Below are 20,603 nucleotides of genomic sequence, written 5' to 3'. Positions count from 1 at the left end.
AAATTGTATATATAAAATGCATAATAAAAACAGATTTGTAATATGATTAATAGTAAAATTGATGAAAAAACATTGACATTTTCAAAAAAAGGTTGTAATATTTAGTTAAACGCAGACAGGGCGAAGTTAATGATGTTTAATAAACAAAAAATAAATAAACAAGGAGGAAAAGGTAGATGAGAAAAATGAAAAAAGTGGTCAGTGTGATGGCAGCGGTAGCTATGACAGCATCATTGCTGGCAGGATGCGGCGGATCAGGAGGTTCAGGAAGTACGACGGCTGCTGAGACCAAGGCAGAAGAGACTAAGGCTGCAGAATCGAAAGCAGAAGAGACCAAGGCAGAGGCTGCTGGTGAAAAGGATAATGCGGCAGCAGCAGAGAACCCGGTAGCAGGCAAGAAGGTAGCGTATATCATGCAGCTGCCGTCAGCAACTATTTTCCAGATGTGGAAAGATTCCTGTGCAGAACTTTGTGAAGCACTGGATGTTAAATTTGATTTCTTCTTCTGTGACGGCGATTCTAACAAGTGGCAGGATACGATCCGTACATGTGCGTCGGCAGGTTATGACGGCTTGCTCGTCAGCCATGGCAACCAGGACGGCTCTTATGTATCCTGAAGGAAATCACAGAGCAGTATCCGGATCTGAAGATCGTTACATTTGATACACAGTTCTATGCGGACGGCGAGTATCAGAAACTTCCTGGCGTTACACAGATGTTCCAGCAGGATAAATCCCTTGTAACCGTTCTTCTCGACCAGATGATCGAAGAATACGGTGAAGGCGTCCGCCTGATTAAGGTTTGGAGAGGACCGAACTACAACAGCCCGTTTGACCGCCGTGAAGTAGGCTGGAAAGAATATGAAGAAGCAGGAAAGATTAAGACAGTAGGCGAGGTACAGCCGCTTCAGGATTCCGTTGATTCTGCAAACACAGTTACGGCTGCTTATCTGCAGGGCGTAAAGCGTGAAGATGTGGATGGAATTATCGCTTATTACGATATGTATGGCCAGGGCGTATACAACGCTATTATTGAGAACGACAACTTCAACGGCAAGAACGGCGACGCACTGCCGATGGCGTCTGTTGATATCGATCCTGTTGACGTAACAAACATGCTGACCCGTCCTGACATCTGGAGTGCGGCAGGTACAACTGACTGGACCATGAACGGCGAGATCGGAATGCGTATCCTGATGCTGCAGCTTGCAGACCAGTACGACAAGATTTATGATCCGGCAACCCAGAAGAGCGGTGTGGACGTAGTCGAGGTTCCAGGTACCGCAATTAAGGCTGACGCGCTCAAGGAAGATTCTACAGTAGAGAATTTAGGTACTATCGCAGGAGAAACATACGGAAATCTTGATTATCTGTCTGAAGCAGACTGGATGCCAAAGGATTTGATTCACAAATAAGCTGACTGCTTAAAACGAGGTTCGCTTTTGAACACAAAACCACAGGCAATCGTTTTTTGAAGGAAAGCGCCGGGTTTTGCCCGGCGCTTCTTCTATTCAATTAGAATAAAACGCTCCGCAAGGAGCAATCATCTTATAGATTTTATCACGGAAAAGAGGGACTCCATGGATAGAATAAAGCTTGAAACGAAACATGTTTCCATTGAATTCCCCGGTGTCAAGGCGCTTGACGACATCAATTTTGAAGTATCAACCGGCGAGATTCGTGCAGTCGTTGGAGCCAACGGCGCAGGAAAATCAACATTAATGAAGGTATTGGCGGGCGCCAATCCTACCTATACCGGAGAGGTGCTGCTCAATGGCAGTAAAGTGGAAGTCCGGACGCCGGTGGATGCCAAAAAACTGGGGGTTCAGATTGTTTATCAGGAAGTGGATACGGCACTGTATCCTACGTTATCGGTAGCAGAGAATATTGTCCAGAACGATATGGTCATGGGTAAGAGCGGCTATATCGTAAATTGGAAAAATGCATATAAGCAGGGGCGTGCAGCATTAGACAGACTGCATATCGGACGGGATCAGGTTGACGAGCGTGAGCTGGTACAGAATCTGTCTCTGGCACAGAAACAGATGGTGCTGATCGCCAAAGCCATACAGTCACAGTGCAGCTTTCTGATTCTGGATGAACCGACAGCGCCTCTCAGCAATACCGAGACGGAAGAGTTGTTCCGGGTTGTACGGCACCTGCACGAGACGGAAAATATCGCCATCCTGTTCATATCCCACCGTTTAAATGAAATTCTGGATATCTGCGAGAACTATACGGTCATGCGTAACGGTCAGCTGATTGACAACACGCCGATTACGAAGCAGACGACTACCAGGGAAATCGTGGAAAAGATGCTCGGACGTTCCTTCGAAGAAAACTTTCCAAAGGAAGCGTGCCAAATCGGAGATACGCTGTTTAAGACAGAACATCTGTCCGGTGCGGATGGAAAAGTGAAGGATGTTTCGATTCATGTAAGAAGAGGCGAGGTAGTAGGCATAGCCGGCCTGGTCGGCGCAGGAAAATCGGAGCTCTGTAAGACGCTCTTTGGCGCATATAAGAAGACAGGCGGAAAAATAATACTGAATGACAAGGAACTTAAAATATCCAATCCTTCCGGCGCGGTGAAATACCGCATGGCTCTGGTACCGGAGGAACGGCGTAAAGAAGGCGTTCTTGTAAATGAAAGCGTCAGCTTTAATTTATCGGCGGCGTGCCTTTCAAAATTCTGCACAGGATCGTTCATCCGCAGACGGCAGGTCGTTAAGAACGCAGAAAAATTCGTAAAGGACTTGGGAATTTCAACACCTACGGTAAGGCAGCAGGTCAAAAATCTTTCCGGCGGGAACCAGCAGAAGGTGGCTGTAGGAAAGTGGCTGGCAGCAGACTGTGATGTTTATATTTTTGATGAGCCTACAAAAGGAGTCGATGTAGGCGCAAAACAGGATATTTTTCATTTGATTAATGAAATTGCCAAAAAGGGCAATTGTGTTATTTACGCTTCCTGTGAGAACTCAGAACTGCTGTCTCTGACGGACCGCATGTACGTGATGTATAACGGAGAGGTAATGGCAGAACTGGAAACTGAAAAAGCCACAGAAGATGAAATCATGTACTACTCTGTCGGTGGAGAAAAAAATAAAAAACCGAATTTATAGACTGGAGGAATGCTGTAGCTATGAAAAGTCGTACAAGTGTTAAAAAATTTTTAGTGGATTGGGCCGCAGTCCTGGCACTGCTGGTTTGCTTTGTATCATTTACGGCGATCAAGGGCGGCTCCTTTATGTCAGGGAGCAATATGGTCAACATACTCAGGGCGATGGCTATCAATACGGTATTTGGAATCGCAGCGACCATCACCATGGCTCCTGACGGATTTGACATGTCTGCCGGTACGCTGGCCAGCTGTTCGGCATACGTATTTGTGTCTGCTTATCTTTGGCTTGGACAGTCATTAGGCATGTCAATTATTATTTGTATTCTGGTAACGCTGGTCATGTATCAGCTCACCATGTTCCTGATTCTTGTCTGCAAGATTCCGGATATGCTCGCAACATGTGCTCTGATGTTTGTCCATCAGGGAATCGGCCAGTGGTACATAGGCGGAGGCGCCGTATCTACAGGAATGAAGACTTCTTGGGGAGCAGCACCTGCCCGCACCGCTCTTTCAGAATCATTTTCAGCAATCGGACGTGCGCCGTGGATTATCATTATTATGCTGGGTTGTGTGTTTGCAGCATATCTGTTTCTGAATTTTACAAAACACGGACGTTATCTCTATGCGATGGGTGGAAATAAGGAAGCGGCAAGGCTTTCCGGTATTGATGTAAAGAAATATCGTTATCTTGCCGGTATGATTACGGCTGTATTTATTGCAATAGGCGGTATTCTGGTCGCATCCAGAGGCAGCTCCGCACAGGTTATGTGTTGTGACAACTACCTGATGCCTTCTCTGGCCGCTGTTTTCGTTGGACGTACCGTAGGCGGTGCGGAAAAACCTAACGCGCTGGGGACAATGATCGGCGCTATGCTGGTATCCACACTGGAGAACGGACTTACGATCTGTGCAGTTCCATTCTATGTTCTGCCGGCAGTAAAAGGCGCGGTTCTGGCGCTTGCCTGATCGCAGCATACGCATCTAAGAAAGAAAACTAAGAGTTCAGGAGGAATAGAAGAAATGTCAAGATTTGATCATTATTTTCAGATGGATGTAAACGATGTTATTGAGTATACGCTGGAAAAAGCGACGGAGATCCCGTGGGACCGTGATTCCATGGAGGCGCTCGTGCCTAGTTCCCACGGAAATCTAAACTATGTGTATCAGGTATGGGACGGAAAAGGACATTCCATCTATATTAAACAGGCAGGAACAGAGGCGAGAATTTCCAAGGATATGAAGCCGTCCAGGGACAGAAACCGCCTGGAATCCGAAATCATTATGCTGGAAGATCAGTTTGCGCCGGGAATGGTGCCGCGTATCTATTTCTTCGACACCATTATGTGTGCCTGTGGAATGGAAGACTGCTCCGACTATGCCGTCATGCGCGATGCGATGATGAGACATGAAACCTTCCCGCGGTTTGCAGATGATATTTCCACATTTATGGTTAACACGCTGCTTTTAAGCAGTGACGTCGTTATGGATCATAAGGAGAAAAAAGAACTGGTAAAGAAATTTATCTCTCCTGACCTCTGCGATATTACGGAAAAACTGGTTCTGATGGAGCCGTATAACGACTTGAATAAAAGAAACAATGTATATGAACCGAACGCTGATTTTGTGAAAAAGGAACTTTATGAGGATGAGGCGCTGCATTTGGAAGTGGCGAAGCTGAAATTCAAGTTTATGACGGACGCCCAGGCTCTGATGCAGGGAGATTTACATACAGGCTCCATCTTTATCCGCCAGGACGCTACCAAGGTGTTTGACTCTGAATTTGGCACATACGCACCGATGGGATATGATATTGGCAACGTTATCGCAAACCTGATTTTTGCGTATGATCACGGCCTTTCCACGGATGATGAGCCGTTCTGCGGCTGGATTCTCGATACCATCGAGCAGACGGTAGATCTCTTCGTTGAAAAGTTCAATAAAAAGTATGATGAGGCAGTAAAGGAACCGATGGCTAAGGTGCCGGGATTCAAGGAATGGTATCTGGACGGCATTCTGAGAGATACGGCCGGATATGCAGGAACAGAGTTGCACCGCAGAACCGTAGGCATGGCAAACGTCGTGGACGTGACTACAATCGCAGATGAGAAAAAACGCCTTCTTGCAGAGAGAATCAATATCTTCGCAGGAAAGGATTATATCATGAATCAGAGTTCCTTCCGGACGGGTGCAGATTATGTGGCAGCAGTGAAGAGAGCGAAGGAAGCAGCACAGGCGACCATTTGATAGAATAGAAGGAGGCGAAAGCCATGACTGTAGACGAATTTTTTGATGAAGTGATTACTGTCCGGATGAAAGAGGATAAAAGTGCACTGGATATTATTGACCAGACGCTTCTCCCCGGCACCATAAAGAGAATCAATATCAGCACGAAAGAAGAAATCTGGGAAGCAATTAAGAAATTAAGGGTCAGAGGAGCGCCGGCCATCGGCGCGGCGGCGGCCTATGGAATCGCCCTGCTGGCTTTCCGTATCCAGGCAGATCAGTATGACGGATTTTATGCAGAGTTTAAAGAACTGAAGGACTATCTGGCATCTTCCAGGCCGACGGCAGTCAATCTGTTCTGGGCTCTGAACCGCATGGATCATACGGTATCGGCCAATAAAGATCAGCCGGTTGACAGAATCAAGGAGATTCTGTTTGACGAGGCGGAGAAAATCCGTGAGGAGGATGTCCAGATCAGCCGCAGCATAGGAGAAATTGGATTTGGGCTGTTAGAGGAACTGAAAAAGGACGGAAAAGAGATTGGAATCCTGACTCATTGCAACGCCGGTACGCTGGCTACCGCAAAGTACGGCACTGCAACGGCCCCCATGTATATTGCCCTTGAGAAAGGCTGGCCGGGAACAGCGATGCACGTCTACTGTGACGAGACAAGGCCGCTTCTGCAGGGAGCGCGTTTGACTTCCTTCGAGCTGTATAATGCAGGAATTACAACCACTCTGCAGTGCGACAATATGGCCTCTATTTTAATGAAGTCAGGGAAGATTGACATTATATTCGTAGGCTGTGACCGTGTTGCTAAGAACGGAGATGCAGCGAATAAGATTGGAACAAGTGGTGTAGCGATTCTGGCGAAACATTATGGAATTCCATTCTATGTATGTGCTCCGAGTTCTACCATCGATCTGGAAACACCTACCGGCGATCAGATTCCGATTGAGATGCGCAATCCGGATGAAGTGACGGAAATGTGGTATAAAGAGCGCATGGCTCCGGAAGGCATCAATGTATTCAACCCCGCATTTGATGTGACTGATCATTCTCTGATTACAGGTATTATTACGGAGAAAGGCATGTGTCACGCACCGTTTGACAAAGCGTTTGAAGCTCTTGGAATAGGGAGGTGATCATATGTTGAAGGGAGTGCCTGCAGTCATTTCCCCTGAACTTTTAAAAGTGCTGCATGAGATGGGGCATGGAGACACACTGGTCATTGGAGACGGCAACTTTCCTGCGGCTTCGATTGCCGCCGCGGATCACCATATCAATATCCGCTGCGACGGTCACCGCGTAACCGAGATGCTAGACGCGATTCTGCAGCTGTTTCCTCTGGACGGATTTGTAGAAAAGCCGGTTACAATTATGGATAAGATGGAGATGCATCGTGACCTGGAGTGTCCCGTATGGGATGAGTTTAAAGATATTGTGGCAAAATATGATGAGCGTGGTGCAGATGCAGTTGGTTTTACGGATCGTTTTTCCTTTTACGACGTGGCCAAAAAAGCTTATGCAGTCGTATCTACCTCGGAAACGGCACTTTATGCGTGTATCATCATACAAAAGGGCTGCCTGTGAGAGCAGAACGATCTGGAGGTATGAACTATGCTTGAATTATTAAAAGAAAAAGTAGTTGCAGCGGCAAAAGAAGCGGACCGTCTTGGCATGTGCAAGCACAAATCCGGAAATTTCAGCATTTATGACCCGGATACAGGCTATGTTGTCATTACACCAAGTGGCGTGGCACGGGAAGTGCTGGCCGCAGAACACATCTGTGTTATGGATCTGGACGGGAAAGTGATTGAACGCAGTGCGGATGTAAAGCCTTCCAGCGAGGCGATGATGCATCTGTACATCTATAAAGAACGAACAGACCTGCGGGCAATCGTACATACCCATGCCTGCTATTCCACGGCATTTGCCATTATGAATAAGCCGATCCCGCCGATTGTATATGAGTGTGCATATTTAGGGGCAACGGGAACAGTTCCCGTGGCTCCTTACGGGCGGGCCGGTACGGTGGATTTAGCGGAGAAAGTAGCTGCGGTGATGAAAGAATATGACTGCTGTCTGATGGAAAGCCATGGCGCGATTGCTGCTGATGGGACGATGGACGGAGCATTCCTGAAAGCACAGTATGTAGAAGAAATCGCAGAGATGTATTATATTACACTTGCGGCAGGAAATGGAGCAGAGCCGCAAGCCCTGCCTGTTGAAGAACTGCAGAAATGGGCTTATCCGAAGGAAATCATTCTTTAAGGAGGATATTTATGAAAAAAATTATTAATGCTCCTGAAAATTATACGGACGATATGCTTCGGGGTATTTACGCTGCACATCCGGATATGGTAAAATATGTGGAGGATGACCTTCGCTGCTACTGCACGGCAAAGAAAAAGCCTGGTAAGGTTGCAATTATCACAGGCGGCGGAACAGGACACCTGCCTTTATTCCTTGGTTATGTAGGAGAAAACCTGCTGGATGGCTGCGGGGTAGGAGGTGTATTCCAGTCGCCGTCTTCGGAACAAATCTATAACGTCGCGAAAGAAGTAGAGGCAGGCGCGGGAATTCTCTTCCTGTACGGCAATTATACGGGCGACATTATGAATTTTGATATGGCTGCGGAGATGCTGGAAATGGATGATATTCAAACGGCCAGCATCGTCGGAGCGGATGACGTGCTTTCTAACAAAGAGGCCGGTGTCCGCCGCGGTGTGGCAGGAATCTTTTTTATGTATAAGTGCGCCGGTGCCAGGGCAGCGGAAATGGGAACGCTGGATGAGGTCCTGGCTGCGGCAGAAAAGGCAAAACGAGGCACCCGTACGGTAGGCTTTGCGCTGACGCCATGTGTAATTCCGGAGATCGGCCACTCTAACTTCACTCTTGAAGAGGATGAGATGGCATTTGGCATGGGAATTCATGGAGAGCCAGGCGTGTGGAATGGCCCCGTGAAGACTGCGGATGAGTTGGCAGGAGAGGCGGTAGAGGAAATATTAAGCGACATGCCGCTGGGTTCCGGAGAAGAGGTCTGTGTGCTGATCAACGGCCTTGGAGCTACCAGCCAGGAAGAACTCTATATTTTGTCGGGAAGCGTAAGAAAGCTGCTGGACGAAAGAGGGATCGGAACTTACAGGACATTTGTAGGAGAATATGCAACCAGTATGGAAATGGCAGGTGCATCGATTACGATCTGCCGTATGGAAGATGAAGAAATGAAGAGGTGGATCGATCTGCCGGTTCATACACCTTTTTATACGCAGGTATAGTTTAAAATGGTTTGTAAAGGAGAGCGTTCACTATGGACAGCATAAGTTACAATGAGCTTCCGGAGCTTTTTCAGGGTGTGGCTGATTTATTTGCGGAGAAGAAAGATGAGCTCTGTGAGATGGATGCCAGAATGGGAGACGGTGATCTGGGCCTGACCATGCAAAAGGGCTATGGAGCGCTTCCGCAGCTGATCCGTGAGAATGGGGAGACTGGCAACATCGGAAAGACTCTGATGAAGGCGGGGATGAAGATGGCAGGTCTTGTCCCTTCGACGATGGGGACTCTGATGGCCAGCGGTATCATGGAAGGCGGCAGGGCTCTGGCGGGAAAGGAAGAAATCGGCCCCAAGGAAATGGCTGAATTTTTGACTGCTTTTGCACGCGGTATCCAAAAGCGAGGAAAATGCCAGCTTGGTGACCGCACGATCCTGGATTCTGTGGACGCCGGAGCCAGAAAAGCTGAGGCGGCCAGTCAAATGGGAGAGAATATAGCGGCAGTGATCCTTGCAGCAGCAGCCGGCGCGAAAGAAGGTGTGGAAGCAACAAAAGAAATGCTTCCTAAATACGGAAAGGCTGCGGTATTTTCGGCAAAAGCCAAAGGCGTACCAGACCAGGGAGCAGTAGCGGGACAGTATTTTTTCGAAGGTCTGGCAAAATATTTCGACAGATAACAGGTGAATGATATGAAAGTTTTGAATTTTGGCTCGTTGAATATCGATTATGTATACAGGGTAGACCACTTTGTAGGAAAAGGAGAGACGCTTTCCTCCAAATCACTTCAGATTTTTACTGGAGGCAAGGGGCTGAACCAGAGCGTGGCTCTCGGCCGGGCCGGCGCGGAGGTTTCCCATGCCGGATGTATCGGCCAGGATGGGCTTTTTCTTCTGGATGTTCTTCAGTCTGCCGGCGTGGATGTGAGCCATGTGGCGGTTCTGGAACAGATACGGTCCGGCAATGCGATTATCCAGAATAATGAAGAAGGAGACAACTGTATTCTCCTGTATGGAGGTGCGAATCAGGCGGTCACAAGAGAGCAGGTGGACCGGACCCTTATGGATTTCGCCGAAGGAGATTATCTGATTCTTCAGAATGAGATCAATGAACTTCCTTATATTGTGGACCGCGCTCATGAAAAGGGTATGATTATCGTGCTCAACCCGTCTCCGATGAACGAAAAAGTCCTTGAACTGCGGCTTGAAAAAATTGACTGGTTTATTTTAAATGAGATTGAAGCCGGACAGATTACCGGCGTGAGGGAACGTGATCCGGATCAGCTTATTACGGCGTTGCTGGAACAGTTTCCCGGAGCGAAAATTGTGCTCACTCTGGGAGGAGACGGTTCCTGCTATGCCGATCAGGAACGGAGAATCACACAGGAAATTTATCCGGTGGATACCGTAGATACGACTGCAGCAGGCGATACCTTTACAGGATTCTTTATGGCAGAGGTACTGCATGGCAGTTCCGTAGAGAATGCGCTGGATACTGCGGCAAAGGCGGCGGCCATTGCAGTGTCCCGTCAGGGGGCGGCGCCATCGATTCCGACAATGGAAGAAGTGGCTGGCTGGAAATGAGAATGTATATGTAAGAAGAATAGACAGAGAGGGTGCTGAAAAATACAGCCCCTCTTTTGCTTTGGGAGAAATTCCGACAGTCCTTAAGGGGCTTAATTGTTTGAAAGATAAGAGGATTGCATTTTGAGATATTAAGTGGTAGGATAAAGCATATCGAGTTTTGAACAGCTGGTGCCGCACGTCTGCTATTGGTCAGACTGGGGGTAAAAGGGAAACAGGTGAAAGTCCTGTGCGATCTCGTCACTGTAAGCCGGGAATGCATAACCTATGTCACAGACAGCCACTGATCCGATTGAAGGCGGTGACCTGTGCGCGGAGCGCACGGATATCGTTTGGATTGGGAAGGCGGTTATGCGTAAGGATCGGCAAGTCAGGAAACCTGCCGCTGTTGGTACAGGAATATAGTTCCAGATCACGAGTAATTGGTTGTGCCGATTTACGGTGTTTAAACCGCAGATTTCTGACTCAGACAGTAGCAGATCATACGTTTCATAACAGGATTTAAGATGGAAATGAAACGACGCCCTGTGCAGATAGGCATAAGGGGAATTTGATGCTGCACTTTTTTGCGTAAAACTGCCTGTTTTGGATCGGATCAGATCTGCTGGATATTCCTTTGCCTTTTATGAACCGGTATCGTGTTGCATAAAAAGGAGGAAAACATGATGAAAATGAGCAAACTGACAATCTTATTTGCAGCAGCAGCGCTGACGGCCGCGATGACGGCAGGATGTGCCGGCGGTAAAAAGGAAGAGTCTGCGGCAGTTGCAGCAGAAGAGACAGAAGCGGAGAAGGCAGAAGCAGAAAAGCCGAAATCAGAAGAAACAAGAGAAAAATCTGCGCCTGACGAAGCAGAAGAAAAAGGCGAAGAAAACTATGATACAGGCGATGCCGCTCTTGATAATGCCAGAAATCAGGATGGAATCGGCGAGAAAGAGCTTTTGGTAGTCAGCTTTGGCACCAGTTATAACGACAGCAGGCGGCTTACAGTAGGTGCGATCGAGGATGCGATGGAAAAGGCATTTCCTGATTTCTCAGTAAGAAGAGGGTTTACAAGCCAGATTATTATTGACCATATAAAATCAAGAGATCAAGTATCGATTGACAATGTGGAAGAGGCGCTTTGCCGTGCGGCAGATCATGCAGTTAAAACCCTTGTAATCCAGCCGACCCATCTGATGAACGGACTGGAATATACGGACCTTGTCAACGAAGTGGCGGAGTATTCCGACGCATTTGAAAGAGTTGCCGTAGGAGAACCGCTGCTTACAACTGATGATGATTTTAGAGCTGTTATTAAGGCGATTACGGAAGCGACCGCAGAGTATGACGATGGAGAGACTGCGATCTGCTTTATGGGACATGGTACGGAAGCGGAATCGAATCACGTATACACAAAAATGCAGGAAATGCTGAAGGAAGCAGGGTACGATCATTATTACATAGGTACGGTAGAAGCATCACCCGGCGTAGACGACGTCCTGGCTGCAGTTAAGGAAGGCGGATATAAGAGAGCAGTTCTGGAGCCTCTTATGATTGTTGCCGGCGATCACGCGAACAACGATATGGCGGGAGATGAAGAAGGCTCCTGGAAGACAGCGTTTGAAGCAGCAGGTTATGAAGTGACATGTCTGATCCGGGGACTCGGGGAGATGGAAGGAATTCAGCAGCTCTTCGTAGAGCATGCACAGGCTGCGATTGACAGTCTGGCAGAGTAAACTGTCCGGCAGCCAGCTTCTGATGAATCAATAAGAAAGAAAACAGGCGGTCGGGAAATTTTGCTGATCGCCTTTTTAAAGGTGAAATATATGCATAATACAAATAAAGGAATATTCATACTGCTGCTTGTTATGAGCCTGACAGCCGCGGGCTGCGGAATAAAAACACCGTCAGGAACACTGCCTGAGCCGGAACGCACGGCGGCGGATCAGTCATCTGCTGCAGAAACGGAGGAAAGTTCCTCGGCGGACAGGCAGGAGCCGGTTTACGGGAGTGATGTGAAAGACGGAGTATACAGCATAACGGTGGATTCCAGCTCCAGCATGTTTCGCATTACGTCATGTGAACTGACGGTAAGGGACGGTAAAATGAGCGCTGTGATGGCTATGAGCGGCACCGGCTACCTGAAGCTGTATATGGGAAAGGGAGAAGAGGCAGAAAGAGCTTCCGAAGAGGCGTGTATCCCGTATACACAGGCGGAGAATGGCAGCCATACGTTTGAAATACCGGTAGAAGCGCTGGACATGGAGATTGACTGCAGCGCATTCAGTAAAAAGAAGGAAAAATGGTATGATCGCGTGCTAATATTCCGTTCCGGTTCTCTCCCGCCTGAGGCCTTTAAAGATGGAAAAATTACGACTGCAAAAAGCCTGGAGCTGGAGGACGGTTTGTATACGGCAGAAGTCGCGTTGAAGGGCGGCTCCGGCAGGGCTTGTGTAGAATCTCCTGCGGCGATCAGGATAGAAGATGGAAATGCCTATGCAGTGATTATATGGGGCAGCTCAAATTATGACTATATGAAAGTGAATGGAGAGAAGTATGAACAGATGGGAACAGAAGGGAATTCTGCCTTTGAAATTCCTGTCGGCCGATTCGACTGGAACATGCCTGTGATCGCCGATACGATTGCAATGAGCCAGCCCCACGAAGTCGAATATACCATGGTTTTCGATTCCTCTACGCTGAAGAAGGCGGAGTGATATGGGGAAAGGTACTTTTTTAATGGCAATTGCAGCGGCGGCACTGGTGGCTGCAAATGTCTGGGGCTGTTCTGCCGGCGGGTCTGCCGCTGCAGATTCAGAAACTGGAAATAAACAGGTAGAGAGACAGGCAGGAAAAGAAAGCTGGAGTCAGCTGGAGATAGATCACAGCATGGCGCTTGCCTATGCAGATCAGTTTTCAGTGGATTATTATGACGGCGGCTTTGCGATGATTACAATAAAGGATAGCGGGCGGTATCTTGCTGTACCGGAAAGGTCGGACATTCCGGATGGGCTGCCTGAGGATGTAACGGTCGTCAGAAAGCCGCTTAAGAATATTTATCTGGCCGCCACATCGGCCATGGATCTATTTTGCAGCCTTGACAGCCTTGACAGCGTCACGCTGTCTGGAACAGATGCTCTCGGATGGTACATTGAGGAAGCGAGACAGGCGCTTGAAGATGGCCGAATGGTTTACGCAGGCAAATACAATACGCCGGATTATGAATTAATCCTGTCGAAATCCTGTGATCTGGCGATTGAATCAACAATGATCGATCATTCTCCGGAAGTAAAGGAACAGCTGAGACAGCTGGGGATCCCGGTCCTTGTGGAGAGGTCCAGTTACGAAAGTCATCCTCTGGGAAGAATGGAATGGCTGAAGCTGTATGCCGTGCTGCTGGATAAAGAGGAGGCGGCAAATACCATTTTTGAGGAGCAGATGAACAAGCTTGAGAACGCCATGAGCCAGGAAAATACAGGTAAGACAGTGGCATTTTTTTATATCAGTTCCAACGGGGCTGTAAATGTGAGAAAGCCTGGGGACTATGTGGCTAAAATGATCGAACTGGCCGGAGGGAATTATGTACCCCGGAACATGATGGAAAATGAAAATGCGCTGTCTACCATGAATATGCAGATGGAAGCCTTTTATGCCGAGGCTAAGGATGCGGATTATATCATATATAACAGTACCATCGACGGGGAACTGAAATCCCTGGATGAGTTGATTGCAAAAAGCGGGCTTCTGTCGGATTTTAAAGCTGTGAAGGAAGGAAACGTATGGTGTACGGAAAAGAGCCTGTTTCAGGAAACCATGGGGCTGGGAACGATGATCCTGGATATTCATAAGATTCTGACGGAAGAGGAGCCGGATCAGTCGGAAATCACCTACCTTCACAGGCTGCGTTGAAACGGCGGATTTCCCGCCATTTAAAAGGAGTTGGCCCTATGGCGGAAAGAAAATATATGAGATACGGCATTTCATTCGCTGTTCTGGCGGCGATGATGTGCATTTTATTTTTATGGAACATCAATACGGGCAGCGTCCGCCTGTCCGTTCAGGAAATATTCGGAATTCTTTTTCATAAAGAAGGTGACAGCACATCGTATCACATCGTATGGGATATCCGTTTTCCGCGGATTCTTGCGGCTGTGATCCTGGGAGGAGCGCTGTCTGTATCAGGATTTATGCTCCAGACCTTCTTTTCCAATCCGATCGCAGGACCGTTTGTGCTGGGAATCTCATCCGGTGCAAAACTGGTGGTATCGCTGATGATGATTGCTCTGCTGGGGAAGGGAATTGCTATCCGCTCATCATTCATGATTCTGGCAGCATTTGCGGGCTCCATGATTTCGATGGGATTTGTACTGATGATTTCCGGCAAAGTGAAAAAGATGTCCATGCTGGTGATCTGTGGTGTGATGATCAGCTATATCTGTTCGGCAGTAACCGATTTTGTCATTACGTTTGCGGATGATTCCAATATCGTGAATCTCCATAACTGGTCGATGGGGAGTTTTTCCGGGCTGTCCTGGGAAAATGTGAGAGTTATGACGGCAGTGGTATTCGTTTCCCTGCTCCTTGCCTTTTTGATGGCAAAGCCGATCAGCGCTTACCAGATGGGAGAGGTTTATGCTCAGAATATGGGAGTAAATATCCGGCGTTTCCGTATGCTGCTGATTCTGCTGTCCAGCCTGTTATCCGCATGTGTCACTGCCTTTGCCGGGCCCATCTCATTTGTGGGTATTGCGGTGCCTCATCTGGTGAAATGCCTTTTTAAGACGGCAAAGCCGATTCTGGTGATCCCCGGATGCTTTATGGGCGGAGCGGTATTCTGCCTGTTCTGCGATTTAATCGCCAGGACGGTATTCGCGCCTACAGAGCTGAGTATCAGTTCGGTTACCGCTGTTTTCGGAGCGCCAATCGTCATTTATATGATGATAAGAAACAGGAAGATCATGCAGTAAGGAGGAGAAGATCTGTGGCGGATGACTACATATATGATGATTACATATATACAGAAAATATGACCGTTGGTTATGGGAAGGTCCCTTTGATCCGGCAGATCGAGATTCATGTGAAGCGGGGAGAGATTGTTACTCTGATCGGTCCTAACGGGGCCGGAAAGTCTACGATTCTGCGAAGCGTTATCCGGCAACTGGGCCTGATCGGGGGCGCCGTCTATCTGGATGGGACGCCTATGGAACACATGCAGGAAAAGCAGATTGCAAAGCGGATGTCCGTTTTGATGACAGAACGGATTCATCCGGAACTCATGACATGTGAGGATGTAGTGAGCACCGGGCGGTATCCATATACGGGAAGGATGGGAATCCTCTCAGAGAAGGACAGGAAAAAGGTGCGTGATGCGATGGAGCTGGTACACGCATGGGAGCTTGCGCAGAAAGACTTCGGAGAGCTCAGCGACGGCCAGAGACAGAGAATTCTGCTTGCCCGGGCAATCTGCCAGGAACCGGAGGCGATTATCCTGGACGAGCCGACGTCGTTTCTGGATATCCGTCATAAGCTGGAACTTCTGACGATTTTGAAAGAACTTGTACGTACAAGAAAAGTTGCCGTTCTCATGTCGCTTCATGAGCTGGACCTGGCGCAGAAACTTTCTGATTACATCGTCTGTGTGAACGGAACATCGATTGAACGCTGCGGAACGCCGGAAGAAATTTTTACATCTGCCTATATTAAAAAACTGTATGGAATTACGCAGGGAAGCTACCACGCGGAGCTGGGCTGCCTTGAGATGGAGCAGGTCAAAGGGGCCCCAAAGGTGTTCGTTATAGGTGGAAATGGAAGCGGAATCCCTATTTACCGCAGGCTGCAGCGTCAGGGAATTCCCTTTGCGGCCGGAGTTCTTCATGAAAATGATATCGACTATCCGATAGCAAAAGCGCTTGCGGCAGAAGTCGTTTCTGAAAAGCCATTTGAACCGATCAGAGAAGATACATACGAACGCGCAGCAGAAATTCTAAAGTCCTGCAGCCAGGTAATCTGCTGTCTGTCTGACTTTGGGACGATGAATGAAAAAAACAGACGGCTGGCAATACTGGGAAGGAACAGGAACCAGAATTTCTGTGAGAAGCCGAAATAAAATGAAGACGGAAACATGAGAAAACAGAGAATAAAATAGAAAATGAATCAAGAGAGGAATATGGAATGGGAAAACTGTATGGAATCGGGGTAGGACCGGGAGATCCGGAACTGCTGACGTTAAAGGCTCATCGGATTCTTGGTGAGGCGGATGTGATTTTCTGTCCTGAAAAAGAAACTGGCGCGGGCAGCTTTGCCTTCGACATTATCAAAGGACATCTGGCCGATACAAAAGCGGAGATCGTAAACCTGGTCTACCCAATGCATTACCACGGGGAAAAGCTCAGGGAAATCTGGAAGAGGAATGCCGGCTGTATTGCCGACTATCTGAAAGACGGCAGGACGGGAGCATTTATCACGCTTGGAGACCCGGCGGTCTACAGCACCTTTATGTATACGCTGCCGTATATTGAAGAAGCCGGTGTCGACGTAGAAGTTGTACCTGGCATCCCGTCATTCTGCGCAGTGGCCGATACGATGAAAATACCGCTGGTAGCCTGGGACGAGGATCTTGTGGTGGCTCCGGTACGGAAAAACAGCAGTGAAGATCTTGGAAAGATTCTGCAGGAGCATGACAACGTCGTTCTGATGAAGCCGTCTGCCAATCAGAAAGCGCTGATTGAGGCGATCAGAGAGAACCACATGGAAAATAAGTTTGTCCTGGTTACGAAATCAGGTACGGGAGAAGAGCGCCTTGTGACAGACTTCGAAGAGCTGAAACAGTATGACATCCCATACTTATCTACAGTTATTATAAAGAAGCGGGGAAGGTGAAGGGATGATAGAATGCCGCGAGCTGTATAAGAGCTTTGGAAGCGTCCAGGCTGTAAAGGGAGTTTCCATGAACGTGCCGGACGGGACATTCCTTGGCCTGCTAGGACCGAACGGGGCTGGTAAGACGACGCTTATGCGCATGATGACAGGGCTTCTTGTTCCGGATTCCGGTTCGGTAGCATTCGACGGGCGTCCGATGAACAGAAATGCCGTAGACGTCAAGCGGTCGGTCGGAGTAACGAGCCAGCATATAAATCTGGATAAAGAACTGACCGTGGAAGAGAATATGGAGTTTACCGGCCGTCTTTACCGGATGAGTAAGGCGGAAATTGCTGATTCTACAGACCGGCTGCTGACCTTTATGGGACTGGACAGCGTGCGAGGCCGCATTGCGCAGAACCTGTCAGGAGGCATGAAGCGCAAACTGATGATTGCGAGAGCGCTGATCCACAATCCAAGATATCTGTTTCTGGACGAGCCGACCGTAGGAATCGACCCGAACGCCAGGCGGGATATCTGGGATTTCCTCAGAATACAGCATAAGGAAGGAAAGACGATCCTGCTGACCACTCATTACATTGAAGAAGCACAGCACCTGTGCAGCGATGTGATGATGATTGATGAGGGAAAGATATTCCGGGAAGATACGCCGGAAGCTCTAATTGCGGAAATCGGTCCGTTTAAGGTGGAGTACGATACAGGTGAGCGGATGGAGTCGGAATTTTTCCGTGAGCTGGCTGCGGCGAAAGCACGGTCAGCCGAACTTGAATTTCCATGCAGCGTGCTTCCATCTACACTGGAGGATGTCTTTTTCCGCTATACCAGCAGGGGGGTGGAAGGATGGAAATAACGACAATCCTGTGGCGGGAGTGGCTGTTCCTGAAACGGCGGTTCTGGAGAGTCACCTTATCCCAGATGATCTCGCCGCTTTTATATTTCGTACCTCGGTATGGGGCTTGGCAGAGGGATGAGCGTCGATGGACGGCCGTATCTTTATTATCTGATTCCCGGCCTTCTGGCAATGACTACCATGCGGAGCAGTTACACGTCCGTTTCTACCAGAATCAGCGTTATGCGCCTTCATGAAAAAAGCTTTGAATGTTATTTTTATTCTCCGACGCGAATGTATCTGCTGGCAGCAGGACACATTCTGGCAGGCGCTCTGCGCGGGATGTATTCGGGCGTATTTATTGTACTGCTGGGATTTGGGGCAGGTGCAAGGCTGGTACTGAACGGATGGCTTCTGACAGCCGTTCTCCTGAATTCTCTGATATTCTCCGCAATCGGCTTTCTGGCTGCGATGATGATTGAGACTCATTATGATATGAACAACTTTACAAATGTGGTTATCACACCGATGTCGTTTCTGTGCGGAACGTTTTTTTCACTGGACGGCCTCCCGACGGCGTTTAAGTGGCTTGTAAACGCAATGCCTCTGACACATACCACACGGCTTATCAGGGAGATATCATTTGGGGAAGGCGTTAGCTGGATTTCGATGGCAGCCGCGGCCGCATTTGCAGCGGGACTTGCGGCATGCTGCGTGTGGAAGTGTTATCGGGAATGAGAAGGATATTCTTCCGTATCCTCCGGAAGATTCTGATCTCCGTAAAGAGCATATCCGTTTCCGCCCCGTCTTTTGATCGCATACAGGGCAGTATCCGCGTGGCGGTACAGTTCGGCGAAGGTCTGTCCGTCTTTCGGGTAAACGGCAGTGCCTGCACTGATGGAGAGCAGAGGAACACGGCTGTCTGACTGGGAATCACGGGCGATCTCTTCTGTCAGACGTTCCACTTTCCTGCGAATGATTTCTGTAGAGGCGGCATATGTGAGAAAGACAGAGAACTCGTCTCCGCCCATGCGTCCGACCAGATCATTTTCACAGAAGTGGCGCTTCAGATGAGAGGAAAGCCAGCGGAGCGCATGGTCACCGGCGGAATGCCCCAATGTGTCGTTGATTTCTTTGAAACGGTCGATATCGATCAGTAAGAAAATGTGTTGCTGTTCAGGTTCCTCAAAAAGGCGGCGTTCCACCAGCTTCTGCACTGCCATGCGGTTGAGCAGACCGGTGAGGGAATCGCGCATAACCTGTTTCTGCAGAACTGCATTTTCAAGCTTCAGATCGTTGATGTCAGAAAGCACGCCGATTACGTGAACAGGCTTTCCGTCGTCATCAAAGATGGTAGTCGTCTGGTTCCTGCACCACAGATAGCTCCCGTCTGCGCATTTGGCGCGGTACTCTGCAAAAGCCTGAGGGGAGCCGTTCAAAATAGCCTGAATCATCTGCTGTACCTGAAGTTTATCATCTTCATGGACAATATCAAATTCCGTCAGTGCGGTTATCGATATATTCTCAGGAGGACAGAATCCAAACATTTTTTCGTATGTGGGAGAAAATTGGATTCTGTCTTTTATAATATCCCAGTCATAGACGGTATCGCGGGTCTGCTCTGAAATAATACGGTACCGTTCTTCGTTCAGCGCCACTTTTCGCCTCTGTTCTCTTTCTTGAGTAATATCGGTGATAATCACCTGAAGGGCTGCCCCGTTTTCATCAAAATCCGTCAGCCTGGAGGCTTTTGCACACATCCATCTGGTGAGACCGTCCTCGTTATAATCCGGTAGTCGAGGGACGGGCATTCCTGCATATCCGAGATGTACTTCTTTGCCCTCTCCCATACCATACTGCGGTCATCGGGATGAACAATCGGAAGGTAGCGGCCCTTTCTTTCAATGCCGGTAAACTCTTCTGGGGTGAGGCCGATCTGCCTGTAAAATTCCCGGTTGGCATATGTAATTAGGATATCATTGCCAATGGAAGCTCTGACTACGCCTGCCGGTATGTTATTTAAAAGGCTGTCCAGAGCCTGTTCGGTCTTGTGAGTTTCAGTCGTATCGACAAAGAAAACGTCAATCGTGCGCTTCCCGTCCACTACATTTACATGAGAACAATATGCAGTATTCCAGGCAATCGAACCGTCGCGCTTGCGGATCCGGTAGCTTACACTGATCGGTTTGTTGGTCATGCAGAGCGTCTGAAGGACATCCTGCACGGAGGAACGGTCCTCTGGCAGAACAAGGTTGCCGCCCCGACCGAAAAAAGGGGCTTCTGCACTTTCTTCCTCCGTATATCCGGTCATGCGGTAATAACCTTCAGAAGCAGCAATGACTCTTAAGCCATCGTCCAGATCCATCCGTGCGGTGCCTCCGATTACAGCGTGAGATAACATTTCCAGATCCATTTGCGTTTTTTCCAATAGAGACAGCAGCTCTTTATACTGTCCTTCCGATATCAGTTCAGTTATAGTTTTTTCATTATAGTCCATACCTTCATAGACGTGTCAGCCGTACATAACGGATGCCGCGTTTCCTCCTTTCAGCGAAATACAGGGTGAATGGGTGTGAAACAGCAGTTTTTTATATAGAAGCTCCTGCCGTTTGCCATGCAGCAGCCTGGGAAATATTTCTATTTATTATAGCACAGTATTTCAAAAAACACTATTGTGAGCCTTATATTCCGTAAAAGAATCCAGCGGAAAGCAAAGTA

21 protein-coding genes and 1 riboswitch are annotated in these 20,603 nt (G+C 48.4%); of the genes, 19 read left to right on the top strand and 2 right to left on the bottom strand.

Going from position 1 to position 20,603, the window contains the following annotated elements; translation table 11 throughout:
- Positions 1–176 precede the first annotated feature (176 nt).
- The 19 genes from DXA13_RS22885 to DXA13_RS07100 all read left to right on the top strand — a co-directional run bounded on the left by DXA13_RS22885 (position 177) and on the right by DXA13_RS07100 (position 18,623).
- On the top strand, positions 177–617 hold the full coding sequence (locus tag DXA13_RS22885; protein WP_347559746.1) for a hypothetical protein: 441 nt from the start codon (positions 177–179) through the stop codon (positions 615–617).
- A gap of 98 nt (positions 618–715) precedes the next feature.
- Positions 716–1,414 carry a hypothetical protein gene (locus DXA13_RS22880; protein ID WP_347559745.1) on the top strand — a complete coding sequence of 233 codons (699 nt, stop codon included), beginning with the start codon at positions 716–718 and terminating at the stop codon, positions 1,412–1,414.
- A 165-nt stretch (positions 1,415–1,579) separates the two neighbouring features.
- Positions 1,580–3,118, top strand: a complete 1,539-nt coding sequence (locus tag DXA13_RS07180; RefSeq protein ID WP_118242897.1) for a sugar ABC transporter ATP-binding protein — start codon at positions 1,580–1,582, stop codon at positions 3,116–3,118.
- A gap of 20 nt (positions 3,119–3,138) precedes the next feature.
- Positions 3,139–4,083 (top strand): ABC transporter permease, encoded by a 945-nt coding sequence (locus tag DXA13_RS07175; RefSeq protein ID WP_347559744.1) that lies wholly within the window; start codon positions 3,139–3,141, stop codon positions 4,081–4,083.
- Between the two features lie 54 nt (positions 4,084–4,137).
- Positions 4,138–5,361, top strand: a complete 1,224-nt coding sequence (gene mtnK, locus DXA13_RS07170; protein ID WP_118242895.1) for an S-methyl-5-thioribose kinase — start codon at positions 4,138–4,140, stop codon at positions 5,359–5,361.
- A gap of 23 nt (positions 5,362–5,384) precedes the next feature.
- Positions 5,385–6,485 carry an S-methyl-5-thioribose-1-phosphate isomerase gene (gene mtnA, locus DXA13_RS07165; RefSeq protein ID WP_118242892.1) on the top strand — a complete coding sequence of 367 codons (1,101 nt, stop codon included), beginning with the start codon at positions 5,385–5,387 and terminating at the stop codon, positions 6,483–6,485.
- A 4-nt stretch (positions 6,486–6,489) separates the two neighbouring features.
- Positions 6,490–6,933 (top strand): RbsD/FucU domain-containing protein, encoded by a 444-nt coding sequence (locus DXA13_RS07160; protein ID WP_118242890.1) that lies wholly within the window; start codon positions 6,490–6,492, stop codon positions 6,931–6,933.
- A gap of 27 nt (positions 6,934–6,960) precedes the next feature.
- Positions 6,961–7,614, top strand: a complete 654-nt coding sequence (locus DXA13_RS07155; protein WP_118242888.1) for a class II aldolase/adducin family protein — start codon at positions 6,961–6,963, stop codon at positions 7,612–7,614.
- A gap of 11 nt (positions 7,615–7,625) precedes the next feature.
- Entirely contained in the window at positions 7,626–8,621 is a 996-nt protein-coding gene (locus DXA13_RS07150) for a dihydroxyacetone kinase subunit DhaK (RefSeq protein WP_118242886.1), read from the top strand.
- Positions 8,622–8,653: 32 nt separating this feature from the next.
- Positions 8,654–9,292 carry a dihydroxyacetone kinase subunit L gene (locus DXA13_RS07145; RefSeq protein WP_118242884.1) on the top strand — a complete coding sequence of 213 codons (639 nt, stop codon included), beginning with the start codon at positions 8,654–8,656 and terminating at the stop codon, positions 9,290–9,292.
- Positions 9,293–9,304: 12 nt separating this feature from the next.
- Positions 9,305–10,195: a ribokinase gene (locus DXA13_RS07140; RefSeq protein WP_118242882.1), complete on the top strand. Its 891-nt coding sequence runs from the start codon at positions 9,305–9,307 to the stop codon at positions 10,193–10,195.
- 152 nt (positions 10,196–10,347) lie between these two features.
- Positions 10,348–10,597, top strand: a riboswitch (cobalamin riboswitch).
- A gap of 263 nt (positions 10,598–10,860) precedes the next feature.
- Entirely contained in the window at positions 10,861–11,913 is a 1,053-nt protein-coding gene (locus tag DXA13_RS07135) for a sirohydrochlorin cobaltochelatase (protein WP_118242880.1), read from the top strand.
- A 90-nt stretch (positions 11,914–12,003) separates the two neighbouring features.
- Positions 12,004–12,894: a hypothetical protein gene (locus tag DXA13_RS07130; RefSeq protein WP_118243078.1), complete on the top strand. Its 891-nt coding sequence runs from the start codon at positions 12,004–12,006 to the stop codon at positions 12,892–12,894.
- A 1-nt stretch (position 12,895) separates the two neighbouring features.
- On the top strand, positions 12,896–14,086 hold the full coding sequence (locus tag DXA13_RS07125; protein WP_118242877.1) for an ABC transporter substrate-binding protein: 1,191 nt from the start codon (positions 12,896–12,898) through the stop codon (positions 14,084–14,086).
- A gap of 38 nt (positions 14,087–14,124) precedes the next feature.
- Positions 14,125–15,144 carry an iron ABC transporter permease gene (locus tag DXA13_RS07120; protein ID WP_118242875.1) on the top strand — a complete coding sequence of 340 codons (1,020 nt, stop codon included), beginning with the start codon at positions 14,125–14,127 and terminating at the stop codon, positions 15,142–15,144.
- A 14-nt stretch (positions 15,145–15,158) separates the two neighbouring features.
- A complete protein-coding gene (locus DXA13_RS07115) occupies positions 15,159–16,283 on the top strand; it encodes an ABC transporter ATP-binding protein (RefSeq protein ID WP_347559743.1) in 1,125 nt (374 codons plus the stop codon).
- A 65-nt stretch (positions 16,284–16,348) separates the two neighbouring features.
- On the top strand, positions 16,349–17,056 hold the full coding sequence (gene cobI / locus DXA13_RS07110) for a precorrin-2 C(20)-methyltransferase (RefSeq protein WP_118242873.1): 708 nt from the start codon (positions 16,349–16,351) through the stop codon (positions 17,054–17,056).
- 4 nt (positions 17,057–17,060) lie between these two features.
- Positions 17,061–17,906 carry an ABC transporter ATP-binding protein gene (locus DXA13_RS07105; RefSeq protein ID WP_118242871.1) on the top strand — a complete coding sequence of 282 codons (846 nt, stop codon included), beginning with the start codon at positions 17,061–17,063 and terminating at the stop codon, positions 17,904–17,906.
- A 117-nt stretch (positions 17,907–18,023) separates the two neighbouring features.
- Entirely contained in the window at positions 18,024–18,623 is a 600-nt protein-coding gene (locus DXA13_RS07100; protein ID WP_243009019.1) for an ABC transporter permease, read from the top strand.
- Here DXA13_RS07100 and DXA13_RS07095 read toward each other — a convergent pair.
- Complete coding sequence (locus DXA13_RS07095) at positions 18,611–19,645, bottom strand: sensor domain-containing diguanylate cyclase (protein WP_181995556.1); 1,035 nt, start codon at positions 19,643–19,645, stop codon at positions 18,611–18,613. The two genes, DXA13_RS07100 and DXA13_RS07095, sit on opposite strands and share 13 nt — an antisense overlap.
- Positions 19,621–20,382 carry a PAS domain-containing protein gene (locus DXA13_RS20720; RefSeq protein WP_147348003.1) on the bottom strand — a complete coding sequence of 254 codons (762 nt, stop codon included), beginning with the start codon at positions 20,380–20,382 and terminating at the stop codon, positions 19,621–19,623. Before DXA13_RS20720 ends, DXA13_RS07095 begins: the two co-directional genes overlap by 25 nt.
- Positions 20,383–20,603: the final 221 nt, after the last annotated feature.

The organism is Clostridium sp. AM58-1XD, from assembly GCF_003464085.1.
Taxonomy (GTDB): Bacteria; Bacillota; Clostridia; order Lachnospirales; family Lachnospiraceae; genus Lachnoclostridium_A.
This window is presented reverse-complemented; position numbering and strand designations above follow the sequence as displayed.

Excerpts from the sequence above, each read along its gene's own strand:
- DXA13_RS07145 (WP_118242884.1), top strand. The coding sequence starts at position 8,654 with ATGGACAGCATAAGTTACAATGAGCTTCCGGAGCTTTTTCAGGGTGTG.
- DXA13_RS07120 (WP_118242875.1), top strand. The coding sequence starts at position 14,125 with ATGGCGGAAAGAAAATATATGAGATACGGCATTTCATTCGCTGTTCTG.
- DXA13_RS22885 (WP_347559746.1), top strand. The coding sequence starts at position 177 with ATGAGAAAAATGAAAAAAGTGGTCAGTGTGATGGCAGCGGTAGCTATG.
- DXA13_RS07135 (WP_118242880.1), top strand. The coding sequence starts at position 10,861 with ATGAAAATGAGCAAACTGACAATCTTATTTGCAGCAGCAGCGCTGACG.
- DXA13_RS07100 (WP_243009019.1), top strand. The coding sequence starts at position 18,024 with ATGAGCGTCGATGGACGGCCGTATCTTTATTATCTGATTCCCGGCCTT.
- DXA13_RS07105 (WP_118242871.1), top strand. The coding sequence starts at position 17,061 with ATGATAGAATGCCGCGAGCTGTATAAGAGCTTTGGAAGCGTCCAGGCT.
- DXA13_RS07150 (WP_118242886.1), top strand. The coding sequence starts at position 7,626 with ATGAAAAAAATTATTAATGCTCCTGAAAATTATACGGACGATATGCTT.
- DXA13_RS22880 (WP_347559745.1), top strand. The coding sequence starts at position 716 with ATGTTCCAGCAGGATAAATCCCTTGTAACCGTTCTTCTCGACCAGATG.
- mtnK (WP_118242895.1), top strand. The coding sequence starts at position 4,138 with ATGTCAAGATTTGATCATTATTTTCAGATGGATGTAAACGATGTTATT.
- mtnA (WP_118242892.1), top strand. The coding sequence starts at position 5,385 with ATGACTGTAGACGAATTTTTTGATGAAGTGATTACTGTCCGGATGAAA.
- DXA13_RS07125 (WP_118242877.1), top strand. The coding sequence starts at position 12,896 with ATGGGGAAAGGTACTTTTTTAATGGCAATTGCAGCGGCGGCACTGGTG.
- DXA13_RS07095 (WP_181995556.1), bottom strand. The coding sequence starts at position 19,645 with ATGTGTGCAAAAGCCTCCAGGCTGACGGATTTTGATGAAAACGGGGCA.
- DXA13_RS07180 (WP_118242897.1), top strand. The coding sequence starts at position 1,580 with ATGGATAGAATAAAGCTTGAAACGAAACATGTTTCCATTGAATTCCCC.
- DXA13_RS07160 (WP_118242890.1), top strand. The coding sequence starts at position 6,490 with ATGTTGAAGGGAGTGCCTGCAGTCATTTCCCCTGAACTTTTAAAAGTG.
- DXA13_RS07175 (WP_347559744.1), top strand. The coding sequence starts at position 3,139 with ATGAAAAGTCGTACAAGTGTTAAAAAATTTTTAGTGGATTGGGCCGCA.
- DXA13_RS20720 (WP_147348003.1), bottom strand. The coding sequence starts at position 20,382 with ATGGACTATAATGAAAAAACTATAACTGAACTGATATCGGAAGGACAG.
- DXA13_RS07155 (WP_118242888.1), top strand. The coding sequence starts at position 6,961 with ATGCTTGAATTATTAAAAGAAAAAGTAGTTGCAGCGGCAAAAGAAGCG.
- cobI (WP_118242873.1), top strand. The coding sequence starts at position 16,349 with ATGGGAAAACTGTATGGAATCGGGGTAGGACCGGGAGATCCGGAACTG.
- DXA13_RS07130 (WP_118243078.1), top strand. The coding sequence starts at position 12,004 with ATGCATAATACAAATAAAGGAATATTCATACTGCTGCTTGTTATGAGC.
- DXA13_RS07140 (WP_118242882.1), top strand. The coding sequence starts at position 9,305 with ATGAAAGTTTTGAATTTTGGCTCGTTGAATATCGATTATGTATACAGG.